This window comes from Actinoplanes sp. NPDC026670, from assembly GCF_040638175.1.
In the GTDB taxonomy this organism is placed as follows: Bacteria; Actinomycetota; Actinomycetes; order Mycobacteriales; family Micromonosporaceae; genus Actinoplanes.
Genome location: NZ_JBEZXU010000041.1, coordinates 1 through 18,443, shown reverse-complemented (window position 1 = coordinate 18,443; position 18,443 = coordinate 1). Strand labels below are relative to the sequence as shown.

Genomic DNA, 18,443 nt, shown 5'->3' with positions numbered 1-18,443 from the left:
TCCGGAGGTCCGGCTCGTGCTCTCACCGTGCCTGCTCCACGCGCTACGTAACACGGCAGAAACAGCAGGGATACGACGGGGCAACTCCAGACCCATAACGTCGCGACAAGCCTTGCCAGGTGGCGGCTCATGCCGCCCGGTATCGGAAAACTGTGCCAGGAGGACGTGTGTTCGCCAATCCCGAGGAACTCCTGCGATACCTCAAAGACGAGGACGTCAAGTTCGTCGACGTACGTTTCTGTGACCTCCCGGGTGTGATGCAGCACTTCAACATCCCGGTCGAGTCGTTCGACGACAGCGTTGTGACCGACGGCCTCGCCTTCGACGGATCGTCGATCCGCGGTTTCCAGGCCATCCACGAGTCCGACATGATGCTCCTGCCGGACGTCGCCACCGCCTTCGTGGACCCGTTCCGGATCCAGAAGACGCTCGCCCTGAACTTCTTCATCCACGACCCGTTCACCCGCGAGGCGTACTCGCGTGACCCGCGGAACGTGGCCAAGAAGGCCGAGGCGTACCTGGCCGCCAGCGGCATCGCCGACACCGCCTACTTCGGCGCCGAGGCCGAGTTCTACATCTTCGACTCGATCCGTCACGAGACCGCCGCCAACCAGGCGTTCTACTACATCGACTCGATCGAGGGCGCCTGGAACTCCGGCCGCGAGGAAGAGGGCGGCAACAAGGGCTTCAAGACTGCCTACAAGGGTGGTTACTTCCCGGTGTCGCCGGTCGACCACTACAGCGACCTGCGTGACGCCATGGTCCGCCGCCTCGTCGACACCGGCTTCACCGTCGAGCGGTCGCACCACGAGGTCGGCACCGCGGGCCAGGCCGAGATCAACTACAAGTTCTCGACCCTGCTGCACGCCGGCGACCAGATGCAGCTGTTCAAGTACATCATCAAGAACACCGCGTGGGAGCACCGCAAGACCGCGACGTTCATGCCGAAGCCGCTCTTCGGTGACAACGGCTCCGGCATGCACACCCACCAGAGCCTCTGGCTGAACGGCGAGCCGCTGTTCTACGACGAGACCGGCTACGCCGGCCTGTCCGACATGGCCCGCTGGTACATCGGTGGCCTGCTGCACCACGCGCCGTCGCTGCTCGCGTTCACCAACCCGACCGTCAACTCGTACCGGCGCCTGGTGCCCGGCTACGAGGCCCCGGTCAACCTGGTCTACTCGCAGCGCAACCGTTCCGCCTGCACCCGTATCCCGGTGACCGGCAGCAACGCGAAGGCCAAGCGCGTCGAGTTCCGCGTGCCGGACCCGTCGTCCAACCCGTACCTGTCGTTCTCGGCCCAGATGATGGCCGGCCTCGACGGCATCAAGAACAAGATCGAGCCCCCGGCCCCGATCGACAAGGACCTGTACGACCTGCCGCCGGAGGAGTGGGGCAGCGTCAAGCAGGTGCCGGGTTCGCTCGACGCCGTGCTGAACTCGCTCGAGACCGACCACGAGTTCCTCACCGCCGGTGGCGTCTTCACCGACGACCTGATCTCCACGTGGATCGACTACAAGCGCACCAACGAGATCGACCCGGTCCGGCTCCGCCCGACCCCGCACGAGTTCGAGATGTACTACAACGTGTAGCCAGAGGCTATAACCGCAGGTCAGCGGCTCTGTGCGGGCTTCTCAGTCCGCACAGAGTCCGCAAGCGTCTCCGCCATGAGCGAGTCCGCAGCCTTGCGAGTCCGATCCTCAGCGGTCGGCCAGAGGTGCGCGTAGGTGTTGAGCGTCGTCGTGGCCTTCGCGTGGCCGAGGGCCTTCTGGACCGTCACCACGTCGCAGCCCTGGGCGATCAGGCCGCTCGCGTAGAAGTGCCGCAAATCGTGGAAGTCGAACTCCTCAAGGCCAACTGCCGCGCGTGTCTTGCGCCACCAGTAGCCGACCGAGTTCTGGTGCGGCGGGTGCTCGTCCTGGCCGAGGAACAGCCACCCAAGCGGGCTCTCCGGCATGTCTCTCACGTGGACCGACAGCAGGTTGAGCAACCCGTCGGCCAGGAATACCGGCCGCTCGCTCCCGGCCTTCGGTGGCGAGATGAGCACCGCGGCGCCGGTGTCGCGCTGCACCTGCCGAGTCACCTGGAGGACGCGGCCCAGGAAGTTGATGTCCCGCCGCTGCACGCCGGCCACCTCGCCCAGCCGTAGTCCGGCGAACGCCGCGAGCGCGATGTAGAGCCGCATCCACGGCACCACAGCGCTGTCGAGCAGCATCCGTACCTGGGCTGGGGTCGGGATCATCATCGCCGCCTCGGCCCGCCGCTGCCGGGGGAGCTTGAAACCGTCGCTCGGGTCGGACGCGATGATCCGGTCGCGGACGGCCGCGCGCAGCACCGGCCGGACGTTCTGGATGCGGGTCTTCACCGTTCCCGGCGCCAGGCCCTTCGGCTTGCCCTCGCCGCGGTCCTTGGTCTGCATCGCCTTGACCCACTGCTCAAAGTGGGAACGACGGATCGCCTTCATCGGCAAGTGCCCGAACGTCACCGAGCCCGACGCGAGACGCATGGCGCGATCGGTGTTCGGTGGCCACACCTGCCGGGCCGCCCAGTCCGCGAAGAACTGCCGGTAGGTGATCTCCCCTGCCTTCGGGTCGACGTACTGCCCGGTGACCATCGCGGCCGTCTGCTCGTCGAGCCAGCGCTCGCCGTCCTTCTTTCGCTCGAAGTGGCGCGAGTGCTCCTTGCCGGCCTCGTCGCGGTACCGGGCGCGCCACATCCCGTTCGGCCGGCGCGCAATGCTCCTACTGGCCATCTACGTCGTCCCGTGGAGGACGCAGCCCCGGAGGAAGGTCGGCCACGGTGGCTCCCCCGTGACGCTCACGCAGCTTCGCGAAAACGTCACGTACGACGTCCTGAGGGATATCGTCCCAGGAGAGATCCTCTTCCAGCACCGACGCTGTGCGCGGGTGCGTAACCGCATGCTCGGCGAGGCGGTAGAAGGCGTCGTGCATCGCCTGGCGCGACTGGCGGAATTCTCCGAGGAGCTTCAGCGCCTCCTGGTCGGCAGCAAGCTCCGGAGGAACGGACAGCTCCTCCAGCGGCATACCAAAGACCTGCGCGAATGCGAGCGCCTCGTCGTAGGTGATGCGCCGAGGAGGGTCGCCGTTCTCGATCTTCCACACCGCTGACTGGTTGATCGGACAGCCGAGATCGGTCATCCGCTTCGCCAGGCTCTCCGTCGACATGCCGGCGCGCTGTCGCTCGTACGCGATACGGCGAGCAAGGCCGGCTTCGCCGCCGATCGGCCTGGCGGGGTTGGGTCGGGGCATCAGCTCTCCATTCCTATACGGAATGGAAATCTATCCGCCAGGGATGGACATGGCAAGCATCTTCCGGTAATCCTTAAACGCATCAAACGTTTCCCGGAAGGAAGAGGCGATGCGGAAGTCTGTGACTCCTGAGCGCACCTGGATGACCACCGAGGAGGTCGCCGCGAGGTTCCGGACTGCCCCCGGCACCGTCCGGTACTGGCGGTTCAACGGCACCGGGCCGACCGGCGTCCGATTCGGCCGGCGCGTGCTGTACGACCTCGTCGAGGTCGAGCGCTGGGAGGCCGAGCGGACGCACCCGCTAGCAGGCTGAAGTGCCCAGAAAAGACGAAAGCGGCCCCCACCACAGAAGCCGCCCCACCATCACCACTGCCGAGCGTGCCGCATCACGGGTACGTGACGCAACCCGGGAGGAACACCGGAATGGACACTGAGATCCCGATCGACGCGCGCACGCTGAGCGCACTGGACACCGCCGGGATCGCCGGCCTGCACCGGGTGTTCCTGGCGGTCGACGACAACGGCATGGTTCTGGTGGACGTCCTGAAGGAACGCACCGGGCTGATCTGGATGGCTGAGGAGTTGGCCGCGCTGCTGCTGGCCACCTGGGTGGCGCACCTGATCGAGACGAACGCCGCCCTGGAGGCTTACCTGCGCGACCTGATCGGCTCCGAGCCGTACATCGCGGTGGCCGAGAAGGTGGTCGTGCAGGCCCTCATGACGACTGCTCAGGCAGTGCCCGTTGTCTGAAGCCGCCGAGGTGATGAAGGGGGTCAAGCCACCGAGCATCACCAAGAAGCTGATCAACCACGTGGCGACCGCCTTCGACCTGGTCAACCACGACGGCAAGGCCTACGCGGTGTTCAAGCCGCGCCCGATCGACGGCACAGGCGCCGCGTACGGCCCGGAACAGCCCGTCGGTGTGGCCCGGCTGCTCGGCCCCTCCATGCAGCACTACATCGTCGGCATGGCCTGGGCCACCTACCAGCAGGCCGTCAGCCGGAGCACCGTCGAACAGGTAATGGCGGTTCTCAAGGCCGGCGCGTTCGCCCAGCCGGAGCGGCCGCTGTCGCTGCGCTTCCACCACGACCCACAGGGACGCCGACTCACCGTCGACCTCGGCCGTAAGGATGGCCAGTGCATCCGGATCAGCGCACAGGGGTGGGGCGTCGGGCCGAGCCCTGACGGGGTGATGTTCCGCCGGTCGCACGCCACCAAACCGCTACCGATCCCTGAGCGCGGCGGCAAGCTGACCGAGCTGGCGGAGCTGATGGCGATGAACCCGGACAGCGACGAATTCCGCCTGTTGCTCGGCTGGGTGCTGGGCCTGCCGTTCTCAACGTCGGTGCGGCCCGGGCTGTTGCTGATCGGGCCGCCCGGGACCGGGAAGTCCACCCGGATTCGCCTGCTCACCTCGCTGTGGGAGCCGTCCGGTGTGGAGGCGCTCGGCTCCTGCTTCGGCCAGAACCACACCGACGACCAGGTGCGGGCGTCACACCGGGCGGTCCCGCTCTGGGACAACCTGTCCGCGATCAGCCACAACACCAGTGACCTGCTCTGCACGATGGTCACCGGCGCTGCTCGGGAAGTGCGCACGCTCTACACCACCGGTGACCTGGACACCCAGGCGATCCAGCGGCCCGTCGGCCTGACCGCGGTGAGCGTGCCGGCCGGGTTACGCGCCGACGCGCTCGACCGGCTCGTCGTGGTCGAGGCGCCACAGATCCCGCACCGGATCGACGACGCCGAGGTGCAACGCGACTTCGACCAGGCCCACGCCCGTCTGCTCGGCGCGGCCTGTGACGCACTGGCCGGTGCGCTACGCAAATGGCCGGAGGCCGGCGAGACGGGCGACTTCCGGATGGCCGCGTTCGCCCGCCTGCTCGACGCGCTCGACCTGGCTGAGCTGCCGGGCCTGCCCGACGGATCGCTGCTGGACACCTACGCGACCGCGGTGACCACGGTGAAGCAGCGCAACGCCGCCGACGACGTGTTCGGCGCCGCCCTGCTCGCCCTGTTGGAGAGGTCGGCCGGGCAGTGGACAGGGCAGGCCTCACAGCTGCTTGCCGCCGTGGCCGGACACGCCCAGTACGGCGATCGGGACACCCCCGGCTGGCCCCGCACGCCCCGCAAGATCCCCGAGGTTCTGAATCACCTGCGCGACGGGCTGGCTGCCCTCGGCGTCACCTGGCGCACCACGGTGGTCCGGGGCAGCACCCGGTACTACCTACACGGCCCTCCTCAAGAACAGCCAGCTCAACCACCGGGCGGGGGTACCGGACATTTGCCCGTCGTTGGCAGCCTCCCGCCCGCTGGTGGGGGTGGTGGGCTTGGGGGTGGGCATCTGCCTCAGGCGGGGGTGGGCATTCCCGCAGTAAGCCCACCCCCGATGAGGGCGTTGTGACCTGCAAATACGCGGATAGGGGTGGCCGAGGGTGGGGGTGGTGGGCTTATCCCGGGCCACCCCGCTCTGTTCCACCTCTCAAAAAGAGAGAAAGAGCAAGGGGCAATACAGGGTGTCCCGGAAAAAGCCCACCACCCCCACCCTCGGCCACCAGGCGGGCACATATGCGCAGGTCACAGCGGCCTCAGGTGGGGGTGGGCTTACTACTGAAGCACCACCACCCCCATGCCCACCACGCCCACCGAAGTTTCGGCACTTGAGCCACGACCACAATCGAATGCGAGAGGTGTGAATCTTGAATCGGTCTGCTGTGATCCCTGCTTCCGGCAGCTATCTCGCCGTCTATCAGTCTCCGCACACCGACGACGGAACCTTCAGCCTCCCTATCGAGGGCTGGGCGGCCGACGGCAGGGCTCTCGTCCTGGAGGCTGAACTCGGCCGGGTGATCCCCGCCGGTGACCGGCCGGGTTTCCTGCGGGTAGAGCCAACCCCGGCCCGGTGCGTGGCTGTGCTGCCTGCACCAGGCTGGCATGTCCAGTGGCCGCACGACGGGCAACGGATGCCCCTTCTCGGCTGGGTGGTGGATGAGCAAGGGCGCGTCACTGCGCTGGCCGCTGACAGCGAGGATCTCTACCACTTTCAGCGCTGGGGCGCGGATCAGGTGCCTCTGCGGTACGAGCCGCCCGGAGATGGCCCGGTGAATTCCCCGGGCTCCCGGCCATGCAACCGGATCCACTACTTCCCGCCCGACGTGATCGAGTTGGTCGGGCAGCACACCGAGCGAACCGCCGATGACCGATGCTGACCCCGGCGCCCTGATTGTGCCGGCCACCGTGTCACCGCGTACCGCCGAGCTCGCCCTCATCGCCCTACGGGAGGTGGTGCGCCAGGCCCAGCCTCGGCGTAACGGCCAGCCCTTGCCCGGCGACCTGGTCACCGCGGTGCTCGAACTTCGCCAGGTCGCGGCTACACGCGGAGAACTGGATCACGCGCACCTGGTCGTGTCAGCCTCCGAACAGATCGACACCCGGGAAGCCGCCCGCCGGCTCGGGGTGTCCGTCCGGACCGTGCAGGAACGGTGCGCAGCCGGACGTCTACCCGCGACCCGCGTGGGCCGCCGATCCTGGCTCGTGCACTGGAAGGACACCGATGACATCACCTGACTTCGGCAACCACAACCGCCGACTCGCCGACCTGGAACGCACCCAGGCCCGCCGCGACCAGCAGCAGGCCCAGGTCGACGAGGACGAGTTCACCAGCCTGTTCCCGCCGACCGACGCATCAGCGCCGCCCGATGATCTGGGCCTCGACGACGCTGCCTTCCGTGCCCTCTTCGGCCCCGGCTTCGGACCGATCTAGGCCGGGGGTCTCGGGATGCTGGCGCGTCAACGTCACCCAGGCCGGTCCGGGCACCGGATCGTCCATCCGCCGGCAGCACGCGGGATCGAAGGCGGGGAGGACCACTACTCTCGGTTCGATGATCCGTCCTGCGCGCCAGGCATCCCAGACCCGACCACGGCCCAGGGCGGGGCAGCCCGGCCGGGCGTCAACGTCACCCGGTGCGCGCCAACGGTGAGCGCCGCGCATCGGGGTCGAAAGGCTACGAGGCAATCGACTCCTCTCACGCCTGAGAACCGACCTGCGCCCGGCCGAGCCGCCCTGCCCTGGGCCACTTGACGCCTCACCTGGCCGGGAGTCCAGAAAATCCAGGCCACAGACCGTGTGACCCCCGCGCGAGTCAGTTGTCCCCTCCCTGCCTGGGTGTTGCAACAGTCCGCAGCACTGACGCGAACTGTTGCAACGGTGTCTGGGCTGACGGAAATTGCTAGGTAAACCAGCAGGTCTGAGAAAATTCGCTGACCAGGCCAAATGACCCCCGCGCCGGTCATGTGGATCTCTCCCCAGGAAAATTGAATTTCCGAAATAGCCGGTCTACGGCGGTACGTTGGCTCGGTGAAAACGGGACACAAGGTACTGCTGGGGCTGGGGGCTTTGCTGTCAGTGACGGCGATGCTGCTGGGCCCGATCGCCATCGCTATGGCGTATCGACCTACCCGGGGCGCTGACCAACCGAACGCGCCTGACTGGATGGAGGCCTGGGGTGCCCTTTACGGGTTGGTGGCGGCATCTCTCGCCGCCATCGCGGCCGCAGCGGTCTACATGCAGGGCAAGCAGGCGGCTCGCGTAGCTGAGGACCGGTGGCGCGCAGAACGTGACGAAGCCGACCTCGTCGGACCGCGGGCCGTCCTGGCGGAGCGCGTCGGTCCCAGCATGACGGGCAATCGGCTCGACGAGGTTTTCGTCCGCGTACGTAACTACAGCACACAGCCCATCAGGCGGGTCAGCAGCTTGACGATCTTCAATCCAGACGAACACGGCTTCGGCGCCCAGCATCCTGTGATCGGGCCTAACGAGGAGGCGCTGTTGGTGTTTCGAGGCAGGCCGGCCAAACCGAGCATTTTGTCATCCGGGCCACATGGCGCGTGGGACTTCGATGACGAGTCCAAGCTGTGGACGGTTGAATTGCGGTTTTTGGATGCCTCGGGTCAGGCATGGAAGCGGGTGAACAACAACGAGCCGACCAAGGTCAAAAGCCCGTTTCCAGGTGGCGACTGACAGAGCTGATTGCGCCCGGATTGAGGTCTTGACGATCTTTGGCGCGGCCAGGGGCACCCCTGAACTGGCCTGTGGGGCCGCTTTCAAGCACGCCGGAGGCCCCGCACCATCCGCACCAAACCTGGTGCCCTCGCTGCTCACCGCCTGGCGCGGGCCATGGCGCGGCTCCGCACCAAAGATCCCTGCCCGCGCCATGGATTTCTCGCGCCGGCGGGTACCGGTCGAGCCTGTCTGAAGCTGCCGCCGGCCGCTCAGGTGCGGGCCGCGAGAACCGCGAGAACGCCGTGTCCTCCCAGGTGGCTCCGTCTCGCGCCCCTTCTCGCGGATCCGCGAGGTGAATTCGGTGTCGCGAGAAGGGAGCAAGGGGTACGTCAGGAAGCCGACGCGACGGCACCTGCGCCCGGCTTGCCGATTGACGATCGGGTATGCCTAGACCTTCACGCGAACCCAGCCACGCAGATCAAGCCGCCGCCATCCTCGACGAGGTGACCTCCTCCGGCCCGTTGGACAAGATCGACCACCTACTCGCGCAGGCGCAAGTTCACGCTCTGCTCGCCGTGGCCAAGGAGTTGGACCGCGTCCGCGATCAGATCGGCGGTGTGGAGATGGCGCTCCGCGGCCCCGACGAACACGGCGCCGGAACCAGCCTCCACTACATCAGCGACTGGCTGGAGAAGATCTCCCGCAAGTGAGTCGCCGGCGCCCGGCCGGTGGTCGCGGGCAGGGGGTGTCGGGTGCTGCCGACGTCCCCTGCCCGCACCACTGATGACGTCAGTTGGTTGCGTTGCGCGTCGCCGGATGTCCCTGATAGGCCGTTGAGCCGCCGTGTCCCCGCTCAACAAGGACACGGCGCAACGCGCAACATCACAGGTCAGTGCTGTCGCGCGGCCTGTTGCCGAGCCGCAACACGTTGCGGGCCCGCCGCAACAGTGGTGCTCGTGACTACGGTTGCCCTCGGCGCTGTCGAGGGCGGATCAACCACCACATCGGTCCTCGTCGGCGGTCGCGGCGACCCGCTACCGGCGCCGGCGAGGGCGCAACCCGCGACCGCGACCGCCGACGAGGACCGATGTGGATCAATAGCGGTTACTCCCAGCAATAGCGGAGCCGCTGTTGCTGCCGCTTTGGGGTTGAGCAGGGAGAACCCCCAAAAACAGCGGCAGCGGCGGCACCCTCCGGACCCCCGGAATACGGCCCTGGGGGGCATCTGGAGGGACGTGCGGGCCGCTACCGCTACTGGCCTCCGTAGTCACCAGCACCATGCAGGTCCCGGGTGAGGTATCAGTGGCACTGCTACTGGTAGCAATTTTGATACCGCCGGTTGATACCGGATCGCCGAGGTCACGGCAGCTGGTATCAGGTATCGCGCCTCACCGCTTCGGCACTGCCAAGGGGGCCCCACATGTGGACGGCCCCCTCGTGGGGCGCTGATACCTCGTCGCCGACGTAACGCTGGCCGCGTTCCCGGTAACGCGGACGTTCCCGACCCGCGTTACCCCGTACATTGGCAACCACCTGCGATGATGCCGGGCGGTAACGCGGAACGCCTCGGCACCGGTGCCGGCTCAACTCCCGTCGTTACGACGGTGGTTGGCGCCTACGCCGCGTTCCGTTACCGGGATGATCATGTAGCGCAGGCCGTGCTACGCGTAGCGCTGGTGCTACGGGGCTGCGCTACGGCCTCCCGCAGGTCAACGCCACTTGTAGCGTGTAGCGCGAGAGCCGCCAGAGTCCCCGAAACAGGGCTCCTGGCGGCTCTTGTGGCTGTCCGGCGCCGCTACGCTACCGATGCATCTGGGCCCGATGACCCATGCTCGACAGCCGGGCGGACAGCTGGAGCAGCGCCTCCGGCGTCAGCTCGATGTCCTCGCGGCCCCCGCCGAGCTGGACCACGCCGACCGTCTCGATGCTCCCAGTGCCCCGGTCGTCGCGGCGCTCCAGCCAGAACGAGACCTCCGCGGCTTCACCGGTGTCGGCGCCGGCCGCGGTGACGGTCTCCGGGGCGCTGGAGTGGTTGCGGGCCCGGCCTTCGCCCATGGCGCCGTCGTAGTGCTCGACGCACCACTCCGGGCACTGCGCTGCGGCTTTCGCCAGCCGCTTCTGGCGCTTGCGCTCTGCGCGTTCCTGGCGCCGGCGCTGGTACTCCTGCTCGGCGGTCGGGTGCAGGCGGGTGTGCACCTCGTCGCCGAACTCGAACCGCCAGCCGTCGGTGTGCAGATCGTCGCGCTGGTCCGTGAACACGGTGACCTGGGATCCGCTGAGGTCGGCCTCCTGGAACATCACCAGGCCGCGGATCGTCTGCCAGCCGTCCGCGGTGAGCAACTGACGCCCGACACGCAGGTTCTCCGCGCGGGTCTCGCGGACCGGCGAGTCGTCGAGGGGCAGGTCCGGGACGATGACGCGAAGCTTCTCCAGGACGTTGAGCAGGCTCATCGCCTTCCTCCGATCGTGACGGGGTGGCCAGGGGTGCGGGCCGCGGACAGGAGCGCGGAGCCGAGCTGACGGGCGGCGGACTCGGTGAGCCACACCGTCCCGGCGCCGCCGGGCAGCGAGACCTCCACCTCGACCTCGCCGGCCGCCGGGCGAACCAGGAACAGGGCGCGCTGAGCACCTTCGGTCCGGCCGTCGACGTAGGCACCGTTGCCGGCGCGCACGGTGTCGGCCGTGCCCTTCTCGCCCCAGGTGCACAGGTAGACCGGGGTGCCCGGCCCCAGCAGGTCGGCCAGCGCTGTCTCGGCGTCCTTGAGGCGCTGGCCGAGGCCGGTGACGACCGGGTATCCGGTCTCGATGTCGTCGGTGTGCAGCATCGTGGTCATCGGGTTCACCCCATCCGTCCGGGCCGGCCGGGCTGACGGCCCGCGGCCATGAGTGCGGCTCCCAGCTGGCGGGCGCCGGCCGGGCTCAGGTAGACGCGGTCGGCGTCCTTCGGTGTGCGGACCGCCAGCGTGATCTCCCGGTCGTCCTCCGGCGTCGTCACCGTGACCTGCGCCTGGCCGGCGCTGCCGGTGTACGCCTCCACGGCGACGGTGGCCAGGCGGTCGACCTCGTCGGCCACGGTGAGCAGGTGCTGGGCGAAGTCGCGCATCTGGCCGGCGCTCAGCTCGATGTCCTCCGGCAGCTGGCCCAGGATGCCGACGGTGTCGGTGGTTCCGTCGGGCCAGTCGCGGCGCTCGACCCAGGTCGACACCGTCAGCGCGGCTGCGGTCCGGGCGCCACCACCGGTGATGGCCAGCGGGGTGCTGGAGTGGTTGCGGGCGCCACGCGGCGTGACGTAGTGCTCCGTGCACCATTCCGGGCAGGGGCCGTCCTCAGCGTCGGGGTACGGCTTGCCCCTGGTCCATGCGTTCACGGTCATGCCCGCTCCCTCGGCAGGTAGGTGTATCCGCTGGTGTCGAGGCGCCAGAACGCGGCCTCGGTCGTCTTAAGCAGGTCGTACATGCGGGCGCAGGTCATCTCGACGCGGACGCCGGCGACCTCGAGGACCCACACGTCGGTGACGCTCCCGGCGCCGTCGTCGTGCAGCTCCGACCACATCCGCACCTCGGCGGGTGTTCCGGTGGCCGTGGCCCGGCCCATGACGGACCGGCGCAGGCTCTGGTGGGTGCGCCCGCCGTCCCGGCCGTCGAAGTGGCCCAGGCACCATGCCGGGCACGGCTGGTGCTCCGGAACGGTCCGCGGAATGAGCTGGAGTGCCTTTGTGGGATACACGTTCAGTGCTCCAGCGCACGTAGCTGGCGGGCCTTCGTGGCGACCGACGACACCACCGCGGCGAACCGCTCGGCCTGCTCGACGGTCATGGCGGCCTCGCACCAGGCGGTGACGCCGATCTCGCGGGGCACACCGCGCTCGTCGACGCGTACGACTTCCGCCTGGGCGACGGTCTCCTCCTCATCGGTGCCGGCCACCACCGCGGTGTGCCCGTAGTGGTGCCGCTGGCCGGTGCGGGCCTCCCAACTCGGCCGCGGTGCGCCCTCTCCGAACCCGAAGTCGTCGGGGTTGTGCTGGACCTCGCACCAGGCCGGGCACGGTGCAACGAGTGCCCCGCTCAGCGCCGAGGTGGTCGATACGGTCGACTTCATGCCGTCACCCCCTGCCGGGCACTGCGGACGGCCTCCAGGATCATCGCTGCGTACCCGCTCCGCCCGGTCGAGGGACACGGTGCCGTCGTCGTCCTTGACGCACCCGACGTCCACGCGCACCTCGCCGACCGTGCCGGCGCGGAGGCTGTCGATCCGGACCACCTCGATGTAGACGTCCGGTTCGTCGTCGGGACTGGCCGCGGCAATCTGCGCACGGAGCCCGCAGTGGTACTGCACCCCGACCTGCTGCTCCAACTGGATCGGATCGTCGTGCTCGAAGACGCACCACTCCGGGCACCCCGACGTGGGGACCGGGATGGGCATCCGAGCGTCTGCTGTCGTGCTTCGCATTTCGTTATCTCCGTCGATGCATCGCTGCCGAATCGGAAGAAGATCGTTTGCGGTCTGTTGACGCGGGTTTCGCGCACCGGTGACGCACCGGGCCGCGCAGGAGCGGCGCACTCGCACGCCGTGTTTCCGCAGCAATGACCGCTGATGATCAAGGAAGGGTGACGCGATCTTGGCGCACGCGGCGACGAGATCTCTGCGCACCCGGTGACGCTCCCCGACCGCCTCGTTGACAGCCGGGGAGCACCCCATCACGCAGTCGGAAACGGGTCGTCCGGAACGTCACCGGAGCGGCTGTTCTCGCGCTCGAACTCCGCGCGATCCAAGTCCTCCTGGACGCGCTTGAGAGCGGCGAACACGCACCGAATCTCCGCCACGATCTGCTCGTCGGTGAGCCGGTCCGTCAGCGCCAGATCCCGGATGATGTCGAGCGCGCGGCGGTACTGCTGCGGCTCCGGAACCAGTTGGCCGGCATCCGCCCGCAGCAGCGCCACGTACTCCGCGCTCACGCCTTCACCGCGCTGACGAACCGCGCGGTCCGGGCCGCCTGCTCGATCGCCCGGGACAGGGCGAGCGCCTGCTCGACCGTCATGAGCCCGCCCTTCGGCAGGCCGCCGAACATGCCGCCGGCCACCTCCAGCCGGACCTTCGCCGAACCCGTGTCGCCGTCCGGCTCGTCGTTGCGCTCGACCACGACCACTGCGACGTACTGCTCGGCGCTTCCGCCGGCCGTCATCGGCACGGCGACGTCGCTGGACGCGTGCATCACCAGGCCGTCGTCGGGGTCGACGTGGTGGTTGTCGCACCACGGCTCGGCGCACGCCGTCGCCAGCACCGGGGCGGTCATCGCGGGAGCCCGTACGCTTCGCGGGCCGCGGCCACGAGCAGCTGTGCCAGGGCCAGCGCGTCGCCCGGGGTCATCGGTGTGTCCCCGGCGCCCTGGACACGGACGTTCGGCACCTGGCCGATGTAGCCCTCCAGGGAGACCGCGACGTCACCGCGCTCACCGTCGAAGGAGTTGGTGTGCACGTGCTTGTCGTTGCCGACGTGCAGCGTCTGGTCCTCGGTGTCCCCGGGCAGCTCCACGATGCACCACGGGGTGCAGTCGGGAACGAGGGCCGCGAGACGCTGCTGTGTCGTGGCGGGCAGGCTCGATCCGGATTCGCCCTCGGTGACCTTGGCGAAGAGGTTGAGCAACGCGGCCAGCCGGCGGGCCTCGGTCGCGGTCACCCGCTGGTCGAGGCTCTGGATGCTGACCACTTGGTCGCCAGCGCCCTTCTCGGTGTCGAAGCGCTCGGCTGACACGACCACGCCGGCCACCTCGGCCAGCGCGCTGACGTGCAGGGCACGGCCCGGCTCGACCCCTTCAAGGTGCTGGGAGCAGAACGGCGGACAGGTGATCGCGGCAGGCTGCGAAATGGCCGCGTCGGCGGCCGGGGGTACGGTGATAGTGCAGTACACGACTGAACCTCCAGAGGGTTCGGTTCAGGTCCCCGGTCGGCGTTGCACCGCCACCGGGGACCGCTGTGTTTGTGCGCTTATCCGAGAAGCCTTGGCACTCACGATTAGCGGCTTACCTGGCTCGAACCTTACAAGCATTTGTTATAAGGTGCAAGGCGGGTTGTGAAGACCAGTCCCGGCTCAGCCTTGATAGTTGGTGACATAAAGCAGTAAGGCTTACGGCACGATGATCAGAGCCTTCCGAGCGAGAAAGGATCACCGGCGCCGTGAGCGATCCACGAGACAGCACCTCGGGCCCCTACGTGACGGCGCAGCAGGGTGACGCCTGGGCCCAAGACGCAGCCCGACAGGGGAAGCGCGGAACTCAGCGGCTGCTCGCAGTCGAGACCCGGGCGCCATCCGACGAGGTGCGGGACGCCTTGGAGCTGGCGGCCGGCGAAACCGTCGTGGTGCGCCGGCGCCTGATCCTGGCTGACGGCCAGCCGGTCGAGTTGGCCGACTCCTACTACCCGGCCCGAGTCGCCGAGGGGACCGAACTGGCGGAGGAGAAGAAGATCCGGGGCGGCGCGGTACGAGTGCTCGCCGATGCAGGGCTGGCGCTCGAAGACATCGCCGAGACCATCACCGCACGGCTGCCCGACGAAGGGGAGCAGGAAGCGCTGGCCGTTTCCGCGGACCAACCGCTCATCGTGCTGACCCGCGTCAGCCGCCCGGCCGGCGGCCGTCCCGTCGAATACGCCGTCAACAGGATGGTGGCCGATCGCACCGAACCGCTCCACTACCGGATGAGGAACAGCGCCCAGTGACCCAGCCCGACCTTGCCCCCGACGACGGTGTGCGCAGTCGCCAGCAGCAGATCGCGTCGAACCTCCGCGCGCTCATCCTGTCCGGCGACCTCCGCCCGGGCGATCGCGTGCCATCCACGAGTGCCCTAATGGAGCAGTACGGCGTTACAAACCCGACGGTGCAGCGCGCTCTGGCGATTTTGAAGGACGAGGGCTTCCTCAAGGGCGACAAGGGGAAAGGTGTCTTTGTCACGGCCAACCAGCCGGTCGTCATTCGGGCCAGCCACTACCCGCGGCCGGCACCGGAGGGGCAGCCTTACCCGTGGATCTCGACCCACTCGACACCGAACCGGCCAGCCAGGATCGACCTGATCTCGGTCGATGAAGTGCCTGCCCCTGCCCAAGTGGCTGCGGCATTCGGCGCCGAGAACGGTGCCTCGGTGCTATGCCGCCACCAGCTGCTGCACCTGGGCGACGAGCCGGCCGAGCTGCTGTGGTCGTACTACCCCGTCGAGATCGCGCGGGGCACCCGGCTGGCCGAAAGGCGGAAGATCAAGGGCGGTACGCCGGCGGTGCTGGCCGAGCTGGGCTATCCGCTGCGTAACGCCATCGACCAGGTGGGCACACGGCTGGCAACCGTGGACGAGTTCATCGCCCTCAAACTCCCTCAGGACATGCCGGTGCTGCGGCAAATACGTGTGCTCTACACCGACAACCAGAGGCCCGTACAGGTCGACATCATGATCAAGGCTGGGCAGCAGTACGAGATCCAGTACGAGCTTCCCGAGTAGGCGGGAAGGACCCTTCTGCGGGAACGTCCCCGGCCTCGGTCGGGGCTTTCGCATATGGATGACCAGCTCTTTTGGCGTTCCGGTTGACGGCAGACCTGCTGTAGACGGACTGTATACGTATGGCAGGCAGAGGAACAGAAACCATCACCGGGCTTGCGCCGAGTGCGGCGAATTCCGCCGACGCAGTTGCAGCGGCCATCGAGCGGGCGAACCGGGTACCGCAACAAGATGCTGCTGCAAACCGTGTTACCGAGACCACCGGAGTGGCCGCCGCTCCGCCGTCGGACGTGTGGCAGGCCCGGGTGAGTCGCGAGCTGAGCGCCAAGCTGCTTGAAGATGCTGAATTCTTAGGTCTCGCCAGCAAGACGGAAGTCGTTAAGGCTGCATTGGAGCTACTTCACCGGCACGCTACGGAGATCCGCATGGCCGAGGGGGTGAAGGCTTACTACGAGGGGGAACGGGCACCTCTACCCGCCGGGGTCGTGCCGTTCGACCCGAGCGAACTCGACGACGACGACATCGACGAGTGAGCCGGGAGCCCTTGCGCGGCGAGGTGTGGAACGTCGCGCTGCCGAATCCGATCGGAAAGCACCCGGCCGTCATTCTTAGCATCAACCGGCTCAACGATCAGCTGAACGCAATCACGATCCTGGTCATCACCGGCACCCCGGGGCCGCCTTATACCCACATCCCCATCGGGCCATCGGCCGGCGTAAAAAAGTACAGGGTGTCCTTCGTCAACGTTACGGACATGCACACCGTCGCCCGAGGGCGGGCCTATGAGCATCTCGGTCGCCTTCACCCCCCGACTGAGCTCGCGCACGTTGAGGACCAAGTGCGCGTCTACCTCGGCCTCTAAAGGGGCGCGCCATACGAACATTTGTACGAGAGATCACGTGGTGAAAACCGGACATAATACTCACTCTGTGTCAATGGGAACTTGACGGTGAGTGGGCCCGGTGTCAAGCTTGACTAGACACGGATGGCCGTCTGCTGATGGAAACACCAGCACCCGCTGATGCGGCTCAAGCCGGTCGACGTGTTCTACAGGGCCGCTACCCACGGGTACGCGGCCTTCGTAGTGTCTGACCACGGGTGAATCTTCAGGCCGTAGGAAGTCAGTGCCTTGAGACCTGATCCGCGCCGGTAGAGACGGGGCGCCATCGCCTTCAGGTACGACTGATCGGTGACCCCATTGCGCGGCTCGAACGCCGCGAACGTCGCCGAGGCCACCGCGTCGGCCAACTGGAGCTGCTCAACGCGGGCTGGCTGATCGATGCTGCCGCCAGCCGGATCCAGGAAGTCCCAGGCAATCTGGCAACCCGGGGTGAGCTTAAGGTTGGCCTCGTACTGGCGCAGCTTCGCCAGCTTGAAGCGGATGATGTGGGCCAGCGTGTACTTCAACTGGGCTTGGTGATCCCGGGCGTACCAGCTCAGCCGCTCCAGCAGGAAGCGGAACGTGTAGAGGTACGCCTGATCGTCGTTGAGCGGAGACCCGGTCAGGGCGCGCTTGCAGACGACCACGCTGGAGAGCACCAGCCACTGCTGCTTGCCGATCGCCGTCGCCACAGCGGTCTTGTCGGCCGGCGTGAAGTTGCGCCAGTGCAGGAGCTGACCGGGGCCGCGCCGGGCCTGTTGGCGCAGCTGGGCGAGGAAGTTCGTGGAGATCGTCAGGCCGTTATCCGGGATCATGACCGCGGACATGACGAAGTGATCACTCGACGCGGCGGTCCGGGCCCGGACGCCGGCCTCGTCGATGAACGCGTGAAGTACCCGTGGGGTCACACTTACGACCATAGACAGGGTGTATCCCGTTACGGCACTCGGATTCGCGCTCGTTGAGGCGTGTCGCCGGGCATGGGGAGCGACCGGGCAGACGCTCCGGATCTTTCCCAGTCGACACACGGTGAAGGTGGCTACCCCGGTCGGGTGGACACCTTCACCGCGTCAGAGGCCTTGAACACTTCCGGTCCGCACAGAGTCCGCAAGATGTCCGCAAACAGCCAGCGGCAACCAACGGGATCAACCCCTATAAGCGCAGGTCAGAAGCACTCTCAGAGAGAATGGGCAGGTCTCAGGCCCGCCGTCACTCGTTGTACTACAACGTGTAGTGCCTGCCATGGGTCTGATCAGCGGTTTCACCCGCTGATCTGATCCCGGGCCCAGATCGTAGAACGGCGGTCATGCTCCGGCATGACCGCCGTTTGCCGTTCCGGAGCAGCCACCCACCCACCTCATCGGCGATCTTGGGGAGTTGTGGAACACCTGCGAAGCTTCTTCAAGGCTTCGCCGCATCCGGGGCCGACCCCTCTACTGTGCGATGTCTTCCCGCCGAGACCTGTCTGAGGTCCGGCTAGCCGTACCGCAGGCGGCTGAGACACCGACCCGAGGCCCGGAATATCGTATTCGCGACGAATTCGCCCCCAACCAACCATGTGGATCTTGCACGTTTCTCCACCTTCGAGGCGATCTTGCACGATTCTTCATGTCTGGACATGGTTTATCGTGCAAGGTCCACTGTGCCCGGGAGACCTTGCAGCCTTCTTCCTGCTGGGAGGTGGAAAGAGCTGCAAGATCGGCGCAAGCATGGAAAGTCGGCTCTCCGGGTGGATGTGTGGGTTAGGTGCGGCCTGGTAGGTCGATGTTGTAGCCGCCGAGGTGGAGTTTGGCGAGGGCGATGAGGGCGTGGG

Annotated in this window: 24 protein-coding genes; 13 read left to right on the top strand and 11 right to left on the bottom strand. The window is 67.4% G+C overall.

The genetic code is table 11. The annotated features are described in order from the left end of the window. Positions 1–167 precede the first annotated feature (167 nt). Positions 168–1,592 (top strand): type I glutamate--ammonia ligase, encoded by a 1,425-nt coding sequence (gene glnA / locus AB0E94_RS33120; protein ID WP_360334528.1) that lies wholly within the window; start codon positions 168–170, stop codon positions 1,590–1,592. Between the two features lie 20 nt (positions 1,593–1,612). Here glnA and AB0E94_RS33115 read toward each other — a convergent pair whose 3' ends face one another. Both AB0E94_RS33115 and AB0E94_RS33110 read right to left on the bottom strand, forming a co-directional pair. After that, entirely contained in the window at positions 1,613–2,752 is a 1,140-nt protein-coding gene (locus AB0E94_RS33115; RefSeq protein WP_360334526.1) for a site-specific integrase, read from the bottom strand. Then, complete coding sequence (locus tag AB0E94_RS33110; protein WP_360334523.1) at positions 2,742–3,269, bottom strand: helix-turn-helix transcriptional regulator; 528 nt, start codon at positions 3,267–3,269, stop codon at positions 2,742–2,744. Before AB0E94_RS33110 ends, AB0E94_RS33115 begins: the two co-directional genes overlap by 11 nt. A 109-nt stretch (positions 3,270–3,378) precedes the next feature. On the opposite strand from AB0E94_RS33110, the gene AB0E94_RS33105 reads away from it, so the two are divergent. The 8 genes from AB0E94_RS33105 to AB0E94_RS33070 all read left to right on the top strand — a co-directional run bounded on the left by AB0E94_RS33105 (position 3,379) and on the right by AB0E94_RS33070 (position 8,981). Beyond that, positions 3,379–3,582 (top strand): helix-turn-helix domain-containing protein, encoded by a 204-nt coding sequence (locus AB0E94_RS33105; RefSeq protein WP_360334520.1) that lies wholly within the window; start codon positions 3,379–3,381, stop codon positions 3,580–3,582. Between the two features lie 110 nt (positions 3,583–3,692). Continuing rightward, positions 3,693–4,019: a hypothetical protein gene (locus tag AB0E94_RS33100; protein WP_360334517.1), complete on the top strand. Its 327-nt coding sequence runs from the start codon at positions 3,693–3,695 to the stop codon at positions 4,017–4,019. Next, positions 4,012–5,673 (top strand): hypothetical protein, encoded by a 1,662-nt coding sequence (locus AB0E94_RS33095; protein ID WP_360334515.1) that lies wholly within the window; start codon positions 4,012–4,014, stop codon positions 5,671–5,673. Before AB0E94_RS33100 ends, AB0E94_RS33095 begins: the two co-directional genes overlap by 8 nt. Before the next feature lie 295 nt (positions 5,674–5,968). Then, on the top strand, positions 5,969–6,478 hold the full coding sequence (locus tag AB0E94_RS33090; RefSeq protein ID WP_360334513.1) for a hypothetical protein: 510 nt from the start codon (positions 5,969–5,971) through the stop codon (positions 6,476–6,478). Beyond that, entirely contained in the window at positions 6,465–6,836 is a 372-nt protein-coding gene (locus AB0E94_RS33085; protein ID WP_360334510.1) for a helix-turn-helix domain-containing protein, read from the top strand. Before AB0E94_RS33090 ends, AB0E94_RS33085 begins: the two co-directional genes overlap by 14 nt. Beyond that, positions 6,823–7,032 (top strand): hypothetical protein, encoded by a 210-nt coding sequence (locus tag AB0E94_RS33080; protein WP_360334507.1) that lies wholly within the window; start codon positions 6,823–6,825, stop codon positions 7,030–7,032. Before AB0E94_RS33085 ends, AB0E94_RS33080 begins: the two co-directional genes overlap by 14 nt. Before the next feature lie 594 nt (positions 7,033–7,626). Beyond that, positions 7,627–8,289, top strand: coding sequence for a hypothetical protein (locus AB0E94_RS33075; protein WP_360334504.1), 663 nt, complete (start codon positions 7,627–7,629; stop codon positions 8,287–8,289). A gap of 425 nt (positions 8,290–8,714) precedes the next feature. Next, positions 8,715–8,981 (top strand): hypothetical protein, encoded by a 267-nt coding sequence (locus AB0E94_RS33070; RefSeq protein WP_360334501.1) that lies wholly within the window; start codon positions 8,715–8,717, stop codon positions 8,979–8,981. Positions 8,982–10,071: 1,090 nt separating this feature from the next. Here the strand turns inward: AB0E94_RS33070 and AB0E94_RS33065 are convergent. The 8 genes from AB0E94_RS33065 to AB0E94_RS33030 form a co-directional block, all read right to left on the bottom strand. Beyond that, positions 10,072–10,722, bottom strand: a complete 651-nt coding sequence (locus AB0E94_RS33065; RefSeq protein WP_360334498.1) for a hypothetical protein — start codon at positions 10,720–10,722, stop codon at positions 10,072–10,074. Beyond that, positions 10,719–11,105: a hypothetical protein gene (locus AB0E94_RS33060; protein ID WP_360334495.1), complete on the bottom strand. Its 387-nt coding sequence runs from the start codon at positions 11,103–11,105 to the stop codon at positions 10,719–10,721. The genes AB0E94_RS33065 and AB0E94_RS33060 overlap by 4 nt, the downstream gene beginning before the upstream one ends. A gap of 5 nt (positions 11,106–11,110) precedes the next feature. Beyond that, complete coding sequence (locus AB0E94_RS33055) at positions 11,111–11,644, bottom strand: hypothetical protein (RefSeq protein WP_360334492.1); 534 nt, start codon at positions 11,642–11,644, stop codon at positions 11,111–11,113. After that, a complete protein-coding gene (locus tag AB0E94_RS33050) occupies positions 11,641–11,997 on the bottom strand; it encodes a hypothetical protein (RefSeq protein ID WP_360334489.1) in 357 nt (118 codons plus the stop codon). Before AB0E94_RS33050 ends, AB0E94_RS33055 begins: the two co-directional genes overlap by 4 nt. Positions 11,998–11,999: 2 nt before the next feature. Continuing rightward, positions 12,000–12,692, bottom strand: a complete 693-nt coding sequence (locus tag AB0E94_RS33045; protein ID WP_360334486.1) for a hypothetical protein — start codon at positions 12,690–12,692, stop codon at positions 12,000–12,002. A gap of 275 nt (positions 12,693–12,967) precedes the next feature. Then, positions 12,968–13,225: a hypothetical protein gene (locus AB0E94_RS33040; protein WP_360334483.1), complete on the bottom strand. Its 258-nt coding sequence runs from the start codon at positions 13,223–13,225 to the stop codon at positions 12,968–12,970. Beyond that, positions 13,222–13,563, bottom strand: coding sequence for a hypothetical protein (locus tag AB0E94_RS33035; RefSeq protein WP_360334480.1), 342 nt, complete (start codon positions 13,561–13,563; stop codon positions 13,222–13,224). The genes AB0E94_RS33040 and AB0E94_RS33035 overlap by 4 nt, the downstream gene beginning before the upstream one ends. After that, a complete protein-coding gene (locus AB0E94_RS33030) occupies positions 13,560–14,177 on the bottom strand; it encodes a hypothetical protein (protein ID WP_360334477.1) in 618 nt (205 codons plus the stop codon). The genes AB0E94_RS33035 and AB0E94_RS33030 overlap by 4 nt, the downstream gene beginning before the upstream one ends. A gap of 266 nt (positions 14,178–14,443) precedes the next feature. On the opposite strand from AB0E94_RS33030, the gene AB0E94_RS33025 reads away from it, so the two are divergent. From AB0E94_RS33025 to AB0E94_RS33010, 4 genes are all read left to right on the top strand, one after another. Then, entirely contained in the window at positions 14,444–14,983 is a 540-nt protein-coding gene (locus AB0E94_RS33025; protein WP_360334474.1) for a UTRA domain-containing protein, read from the top strand. Beyond that, on the top strand, positions 14,980–15,753 hold the full coding sequence (locus AB0E94_RS33020) for a GntR family transcriptional regulator (RefSeq protein ID WP_360334471.1): 774 nt from the start codon (positions 14,980–14,982) through the stop codon (positions 15,751–15,753). The genes AB0E94_RS33025 and AB0E94_RS33020 overlap by 4 nt, the downstream gene beginning before the upstream one ends. A 119-nt stretch (positions 15,754–15,872) precedes the next feature. After that, on the top strand, positions 15,873–16,283 hold the full coding sequence (locus AB0E94_RS33015) for a hypothetical protein (RefSeq protein WP_360334468.1): 411 nt from the start codon (positions 15,873–15,875) through the stop codon (positions 16,281–16,283). Further along, entirely contained in the window at positions 16,280–16,612 is a 333-nt protein-coding gene (locus tag AB0E94_RS33010) for a type II toxin-antitoxin system PemK/MazF family toxin (protein ID WP_360334465.1), read from the top strand. Before AB0E94_RS33015 ends, AB0E94_RS33010 begins: the two co-directional genes overlap by 4 nt. Before the next feature lie 185 nt (positions 16,613–16,797). Here the strand turns inward: AB0E94_RS33010 and AB0E94_RS33005 are convergent, their stop codons facing one another. Continuing rightward, complete coding sequence (locus AB0E94_RS33005; RefSeq protein WP_360334462.1) at positions 16,798–17,550, bottom strand: DUF3800 domain-containing protein; 753 nt, start codon at positions 17,548–17,550, stop codon at positions 16,798–16,800. Between the last annotated feature and the right edge of the window lie 893 nt (positions 17,551–18,443).